Annotated in this window: 7 protein-coding genes; 1 reads left to right on the top strand and 6 read right to left on the bottom strand. The window is 32.1% G+C overall.

The annotated features are described in order from the left end of the window. On the top strand, positions 1 to 1,007 hold a 1,007-nt coding region (locus tag Q0C58_RS01700), incomplete at its 5' end, for a Shedu anti-phage system protein SduA domain-containing protein (protein WP_290696673.1). Between the two features lie 216 nt (positions 1,008 to 1,223). On the opposite strand, the gene Q0C58_RS01695 is transcribed toward Q0C58_RS01700, so the two are convergent. The 6 genes from Q0C58_RS01695 to Q0C58_RS01670 form a co-directional block, all read right to left on the bottom strand. Continuing rightward, the gene (locus tag Q0C58_RS01695; protein ID WP_290696671.1) at positions 1,224 to 2,138 is read right to left on the bottom strand and encodes an arginine deiminase family protein; all 915 of its coding nucleotides are present in this window, start codon (positions 2,136 to 2,138) and stop codon (positions 1,224 to 1,226) included. Positions 2,139 to 2,201: 63 nt separating this feature from the next. Further along, entirely contained in the window at positions 2,202 to 3,488 is a 1,287-nt protein-coding gene (locus Q0C58_RS01690) for a citrate synthase (RefSeq protein WP_290696669.1), read from the bottom strand. A gap of 173 nt (positions 3,489 to 3,661) precedes the next feature. Continuing rightward, positions 3,662 to 4,954, bottom strand: coding sequence for a phosphopyruvate hydratase (eno, locus tag Q0C58_RS01685; RefSeq protein WP_290696667.1), 1,293 nt, complete (start codon positions 4,952 to 4,954; stop codon positions 3,662 to 3,664). A 153-nt stretch (positions 4,955 to 5,107) separates the two neighbouring features. After that, the gene (gene carA / locus Q0C58_RS01680) at positions 5,108 to 6,211 is read right to left on the bottom strand and encodes a glutamine-hydrolyzing carbamoyl-phosphate synthase small subunit (RefSeq protein ID WP_290696666.1); all 1,104 of its coding nucleotides are present in this window, start codon (positions 6,209 to 6,211) and stop codon (positions 5,108 to 5,110) included. Between the two features lie 101 nt (positions 6,212 to 6,312). Beyond that, positions 6,313 to 6,780: a 50S ribosomal protein L17 gene (gene rplQ, locus Q0C58_RS01675; RefSeq protein WP_290696664.1), complete on the bottom strand. Its 468-nt coding sequence runs from the start codon at positions 6,778 to 6,780 to the stop codon at positions 6,313 to 6,315. A 115-nt stretch (positions 6,781 to 6,895) separates the two neighbouring features. Continuing rightward, a complete protein-coding gene (locus tag Q0C58_RS01670; RefSeq protein WP_290696662.1) occupies positions 6,896 to 7,888 on the bottom strand; it encodes a DNA-directed RNA polymerase subunit alpha in 993 nt (330 codons plus the stop codon). Between the last annotated feature and the right edge of the window lie 126 nt (positions 7,889 to 8,014).

Below are 8,014 nucleotides of genomic sequence, written 5' to 3'. Positions count from 1 at the left end.
CTTTTAAAAGAATAGCAACAAATGGCGATATACAATCTACTCAAAGTAAGGACAAAGTAACAATCAAATTTGATAAGTCAGAAGATGCTATTAGATTTTGGAGATTTTTAGGATTTCTATTTAATTATAAAGATTTAGTTGACGTCGGAGAATTTGAAAATTCATTTCAAGTAGTTTCTAAAGAGGCGTATGTTTTAGAATTTACAGACAAAAATGAACTTGAAAAAATCCAAGATTTAAAAGAATTAGTAGGTATTTCAGATTTATCTTACAACCAACTGAAAGCTATAACTTTCGAAAATAGAAAGAAGAACCTTCGAGGATTTTATTATTTACTAAAAGACCTAAAAAACTCGCGGGAAAAATATCGTAAGATTTATGATATTCAACCAGGCGAAGAACATATTTGGCATCATTTTCTTCAAAATAATGATTGGATTTTGGGGTTAAATGCTGATTTACGTTTTATTGCTGACTTTTTAGATGAGCAAAAAGTTGGTATAGCAAATTCTCAAGGTGGTGAAAGTCCTCAAGTTGATTTATTTGGCATTTCTGAGTTTACAACTTTAATCGAACTGAAACACAGTTCAGCCAATATCTTTAAAGTTAAAAAGTCAAAAGGAAGAGCTAACACTTGGGATTTTACAAGTGATTTTATTGAAGGTTTAAGCCAATGCTTAGGCCAGAAGAATGAGTTAGAGCGTTCCTTTGATGATAAAGTGTTCGTAGATGGAGATGATAAGCGAATGAAAAAAGACGGTGTGGAAACTGTTGACCCAAAATCTTTATTGATTATAGGTTGCAAGAAAAGGGAATTTCCAATATTTGAACTTGATAACACCAACATTTTAAAGAACAAGACTTTAGAACGATTTAGAAGGAATAATAGAAATATTGATGTCTTAACGTTTGACGAACTATTTGAAAGAGCTTATCACATAGTATATTCCAAAAAACTACAGAAAGATTGGTATTGGATAGATGAAATCGATATATTTCGTGAGTAAAAAACGATGCCTAACAATGTATAAAAAACATAGGGCGTTTGTGCTAAATCGAAAGGTCTGTGAATATTAACAAAGTCCGCTAAATATAAAAATTGGCGTTTATAATAGAAACGATAAAAGCAAAATATTTATATTTAGCTAAGTAATAAAACGAAACGATAGTGCTTATCACCTGCCCTACGTTTCTTATACTTAACGTTAAACGAGGTCTTCATTTTAATCCCTAATTAAAGGCATCGTACTACAACGCAACAAACCTTCTTGTTTAGCAATTTCAGCATAAGGCACTTCTTCAACAGTAAAACCGTTTTCGCGAAGCCAAGTGTTTAAACGTGTAAAGTTTTTTTCAGAAATAATAACAGTTTCAGAAATTGAGAATACGTTACTATTCATGTTATACATTTCATCTTTTGTAATAATGAAACAATTTTCTTTTCCGAAGTAATTTAACAACCACTCGTACTCTTCTTCTTCAAGAAAACCTTCTTTATGTAATATTGCTTTATCTGTACCAATTGGTTGAAAACAGCAATCTAAATGTAATGCGTTATCTCTTGGATTGGTTTGAGATTTTCTAAGATTAAAAGACTTTACTTTTTTATGTGGAAATGTTTTTTCTATAAAAGCAACACCTTGAATATTTGTACGTGCTACTATACAGTCTGAATAATCGGTTTCTCTATATGTACCTACAAAAATATAATTATTCCAAGGCATAACGTCTCCACCTTCGATATGCACTTCTTCTGGTGGCCTAATAACTTTTTCTGGATCTATTTGGTCTATAACATACTGTACAGCCTCTAACTCTTCTTCTCTATCTGGTAATATGTTTGCTTTTACAAACACATCGTCTATTACAAAAGCAATGTCTCTAGCAAAAATCTGGTTACAGTTTTCTATTAATTCTGGTCTGTAAACTTTAACATTGTATTTTTTAAAAACGTTTGCAACGGCTTCCATTTCTTTAACCATATCTACTTCTAGTGGATAGGTTCCTGCTTTTATATGCTGAGCCGATTTAGGATCGTAAGCTTCTTCTAACTTAGGCGTTGGACCATTGCTTTTTGCTGTACCCAAAACAACTGCTCTTAAGCGTGATGTTTCGTTTTTTACATTGAGTTTTAACATGGTAGTAATATAGAAAAAAGCTTCATAATTTCTTATGAAGCTTTTTATATAGTTTATTAAGTATTATCTTTTTTCAACAGCTTTAAACGCTCTGTGGTTTTCACCAATATAAACTTGTCTAGGACGACCTATTGGCTCTTTACGAGCACGCATCTCCTTCCATTGCGCAATCCAACCTGGTAAACGACCTAAAGCAAACATTACAGTAAACATCTCAACAGGAATACCCATAGATCTGTAAATAATACCTGAATAGAAATCTACATTTGGATATAATTTACGCTTTACAAAATACTCATCGCTAAGCGCTTCAGAAGCTAAACCTTTTGCAATATCAAGCACTGGATCTTCAACACCTAAATCTGCTAATACCTCGTCTGCAGCAACTTTAATTATTTTTGCACGTGGATCGAAATTTTTATAAACTCTGTGACCGAATCCCATTAAACGGAAAGGATCTTCTTTGTCTTTAGCCTTAGCCATAAACTTTTTTGTATCTCCTCCGTCTTCTTTAATCGCTTCTAACATTTCCAATACTGCTTGGTTTGCTCCACCATGTAATGGTCCCCAAAGCGCAGAAATACCTGAAGATATAGATGCAAATAATCCTGTATGCGCAGATCCAACTATTCTTACAGTAGAAGTAGAACAGTTTTGCTCGTGATCTGCATGTAAGATTAATAATTTATCTAAAGCGTTTACTAAAATATCGTTTTGTTTGTAGTCTTCGTTAGGCTTAGAAAACATCATTTGTAAGATATTTTCAACATAACCTAAAGAACTGTCTCCATAATTTAAAGGCAAACCTTTTTTCTTACGCATAGTCCAAGCCACTAGTACAGGAAATTTACCCATAATTTTACAAACGGTCTTGTACATATCTTCTTCAGAATCTACATTTACTGCTTCTGGATTAAATGCTGTTAAAGCACTTGTTAAAGAAGACAAAACTCCCATTGGATGAGCAGCTTTTGGAAAAGCATCTATTATTTTCTTGATATCATCATCTACTACAGATTCTTCTTTAATATCTGCTTTAAATTTATCTAATTCTTGTTGTGTTGGTAATTCTCCAAAAATCAACAAGTAAGCTACTTCTAAAAAATCTGCCTTTTCTGCAAGTTCTTCAATAGAATACCCTCTATATCTTAAGATACCTTCTTCTCCATTAAGAAAAGTAATAGCACTTTCACAAGCACCTGTATTTTTATAACCAGGATCTATTGTTGTAACTCCACCTGTAGCACCTCTTAGTGTTTTTATATCTATTGCAACTTCATTTTCTGTTCCAACTATTAAAGGGAACTCATATTTTTTTCCGTCTATTTCTAACGTAGCAGTTTTTGACATGTTTATTTTGATTTTTACTTGTTTGTTCTTATTGCTAATTTACAAAATAAGTCGCAATTTTTAACACATCTTTACAAGGATTTAACAATTATGATATTGACAGAAGTTATTGAATAAAAAAAGTCTTTCAGAGAAATACTGAAAGACTTTAAATTGTAAATAAAGTGGATTGCTTATCCTATTTTAAAAGCTTTCATTTTTGGATAATAAGCTACTTCTCCTAATTCTTCTTCGATACGTAATAATTGATTGTATTTTGCCATACGATCACTACGTGAAGCAGAACCTGTTTTTATTTGTCCGCAGTTTAAGGCTACTGCTAAATCTGCAATAGTATTATCTTCTGTTTCACCAGACCTGTGAGACATTACAGATGTGTAACCTGCATTGTGCGCCATATTTACTGCTGCAATAGTTTCGGTTAAAGTTCCAATCTGGTTTACTTTAATTAAAATTGAATTGGCAATATCTTTTTTAATTCCTTTAGATAGACGCTCTACATTTGTTACATATAAATCATCACCAACTAACTGTACTTTGTCTCCAATTTGCTCTGTTAAATATTTCCAACCATCCCAATCGTTTTCATCCATTCCATCTTCAATAGAAATAATTGGATAGTTATGAGATAATTCGGCTAAATAATCTGCTTGTTCTTTACTAGATCTAATTTTTCCAGTTTCGCCTTCAAATTTAGAATAATCGTATTTTCCATCAACAAAGAATTCTGCTGCTGCACAATCTAAAGCTATCATAACATCGTCACCTAAAGTGTAACCTGCGTTATCTACTGCTTTCTTAATAGTATCAAGCGCATCTTCTGTTCCGCCTTCTAGATTTGGTGCAAAACCACCTTCATCTCCTACTGCTGTACTTAATCCTCTATCGTGTAATACTTTTTTAAGGTTATGAAAAATTTCAGTTCCCATTTGTAAAGCGTGAGAAAAACTCTCTGCTTTTACTGGCATAACCATAAATTCTTGAAATGCAATTGGAGCATCACTATGTGAACCACCATTAATAATATTCATCATTGGTACAGGTAAAGTATTTGCACTTACACCTCCAACATAACGATATAATGGCATCCCTAATTCTGCTGCTGCTGCTTTAGCTACTGCTAAAGACACTCCTAAAATAGCGTTTGCACCTAACTTAGCTTTATTTGGTGTGCCATCTATTTCACACATTAAGGTATCTATATAATTTTGCTCGAATACGTTTACTCCTAAAAGCTCTTCAGCTAAAATAGTATTTACATTTTCTACAGCTTTAGTAACACCTTTTCCCATAAATTTATCTCCTCCATCACGAAGCTCTACAGCTTCATGCTCTCCTGTTGATGCTCCAGAAGGTACTGCAGCGCGTCCTACAAAACCATTTTCTGTTTCTACATCTACTTCTACTGTTGGATTACCTCTAGAATCGAAAATTTGTCTTGCGTGAACGTTTATTATTATACTCATAATTAGTGTTTTAAATTTTGTTTAACCTTTAAATTTACGGTTTAATTTTGTGTGATATATAGTATTGATATCAGAATTGAATAAAAATTTATCTATAACGTTTTAGTAAAACTAAATAAGCAACAGAAAATACATTCTATTGCTTATTTGATACTAGTTTTTTTTAATATTATTAATAAACTCATCAAACAAATAAGCAGAATCGTTAGGTCCTGGACTTGCTTCTGGATGATACTGTACAGAAAACACGTTTTTAGATTTCATTTTAATACCAGCAACTGTATCATCATTTAAATGTACATGTGTAATTTCTACATCGCTATGCGCTTCTGTCTCTTCTCTGCTAATAGCAAAACCATGATTTTGAGAAGTAATTTCTCCTTTACCTGTAATTAAGTTTTTTACAGGATGATTAATTCCTCTATGACCATTATGCATTTTGTATGTTGAAATACCATTTGCTAATGCAATTACTTGGTGTCCTAAACAGATACCAAATAAATGTAAATCTCTTTTAATTATTTCTTTAGCTACTTGTTGCGCTTCAACTAATGGCTCTGGATCTCCAGGTCCATTAGATAAGAAATAACCATCTGGTTTGAATGCTTCTAAATCTTCGAATTTAGAATTATAAGGAAAAACTTTTACATAAGCGTCTCGTTTTACGAAGTTTCTAAGGATATTCTTTTTTATACCAATGTCTAAAGCTGCTATTTTTACTGAAGCATTTTCATCTCCAACAAAGTAAGGCTCTTTTGTAGAGACTTTTGAGGCAAGCTCTAAACCATTCATATTTGGAGTATCTGCTAATTGTTTTTTAAGTCCGTCTATATTATCAACTTCTGTTGAAATAACGGCATTCATTGCACCATTATCACGAATGTAAGCAACAAGCGCTCTAGTATCTACATCTGAAATAGCTAACAAATTATTTTTATTAAGAAAATCTTCTAACGATCCATCTGAATCGTCACGAGAAAATTCGTAGCTAAAATTCTTACATATTAAACCTGCTATTTTAACAGAGTCTGATTCTGCTTCTTCATCATTTACACCGTAGTTACCAATATGCGCATTGGTTGTAACCATCAATTGTCCATAATAAGATGGATCTGTGAAAATTTCTTGATAACCTGTCATTCCAGTATTAAAACATACTTCGCCAAATGCGCTACCTTCTCTTCCTACAGCTTTACCATGGAAAATGGTTCCATCTGCTAATAAAATTAATGCCTTTTTTAATTTTTGATATTTCATATCTATAGTAGTTAATTGTGTCAAAAAGTTTTTCAAAATTGCATAAAAAAAAGGATAAACTAAACTAGTTTATCCTTTTTATATTAAATGCTTATTAACATTTATTCTTCTTCGTTAGTTGCTTTAGTATCAACTGGAGCTGTTGCAGCTTTTCCACCTCTACGACTTCTACGAGTCGTTTTCTTAGCTTTCTTGTCTGCATTGTAGATTTCATTATAATCTACTAACTCGATCATAGCCATATCAGCATTATCACCTAAACGATTTCCTAACTTGATTATTCTAGTGTATCCACCTGGACGATCTCCAATCTTTGCTGCTACATCTCTAAATAATTCTGTAACTGCTTCTTTTTGACGCAATTTAGAAAATACTAAACGACGATTATGCGTCGTATCGTTTTTAGATTTTGTAATCATTGGCTCAACAAAACCTTTTAAAGCTTTTGCTTTAGCAACTGTAGTGTTGATACGTTTGTGCTCGATTAAAGAACAAGCCATGTTTGCTAACATTGCTTTTCTGTGAGCCGTCTGGCGACCTAAATGGTTTACTTTTTTTCCGTGTCTCATGACATTTGTTTTATCATCTTGCTACAAAACTCAATTATCGAGGAGCAAAATATGATTAATTATTTATTTTGATTAAATTTTAGAATATTACTTTCGAATGAAAGACAACAAAAACTTAATCTTTGTCTAATTTATATTTAGATAAATCCATTCCGAAGTTTAAACCTTTAACGTTAACTAGTTCTTCTAGCTCAGTTAAAGACTTCTTACCGAAGTTTCTGAATTTCATTAAATCATTTTTATTAAAAGACACTAAATCTCCTAATGTATCTACTTCTGCTGCCTTTAAACAGTTAAGTGCACGTACAGATAAATCCATATCCACTAACTTAGTTTTAAGTAACTGTCTCATGTGAAGAGATTCTTCATCATAAGTTTCAGTTTGTGCTATTTCATCAGCTTCTAATGTAATACGCTCATCAGAGAATAACATGAAATGGTGAATTAACGTTTTTGCTGCCTCAGTTAAAGCATCTTGAGGTGTTATAGAACCATCAGATTGGATTTCGAAAACTAATTTTTCGTAATCTGTCTTTTGCTCTACACGGTAATTCTCAATGCTATACTTTACATTTTTTATTGGTGTGTATATTGAATCTGTAAAGATTGTTCCTATAGGTGCTGAAGCCTTTTTATTTTCTTCTGCAGGAACATAACCTCTTCCTTTTTCAATTGTAATCTCCATAGAAATACTTACTTTAGGATCTAAGTTACAGATTACTAAATCTGAATTTAAAACTTGAAAACCTGAAATAAATTTTTGAAAATCACCTGCTGTAATTTTATCTTGACCTGAAATAGAAATAGAAACAGATTCGTTATCTACATCTTCTATTTGACGCTTAAAACGCATTTGCTTTAAGTTTAAAATAATTTCAGTTACATCTTCCACAACTCCAGCAATAGCTGAAAATTCGTGATCTACACCTTCTATTCTAATTGAAGTAATTGCAAAACCTTCTAAAGAAGATAATAAAACTCTTCTAAGTGCATTACCTACTGTTAAACCGTAACCTGGTTCTAATGGTCTGAATTCGAATTTACCTTCGAAATCAGTAGAATCAATCATGATTACTTTGTCGGGCTTCTGAAAATTAAATACTGCCATATTGTTCTTCGTTTTAATTGTTATTTGGTTGCGCGATTTAAAAGTTTGAAGAACACTAATAAATCCTTTGGCCAAATACCAATGTTATTAATTATTATTTAGAGTATAATTCTACGATAAATTGCT

This window comes from Lacinutrix sp., assembly GCF_023299985.1.
Taxonomy (GTDB): domain Bacteria; phylum Bacteroidota; class Bacteroidia; order Flavobacteriales; family Flavobacteriaceae; genus Lacinutrix.
The sequence above is the reverse complement of the archived record's forward strand: the minus strand, read 5'-3'. Positions and strand labels throughout refer to the sequence as shown.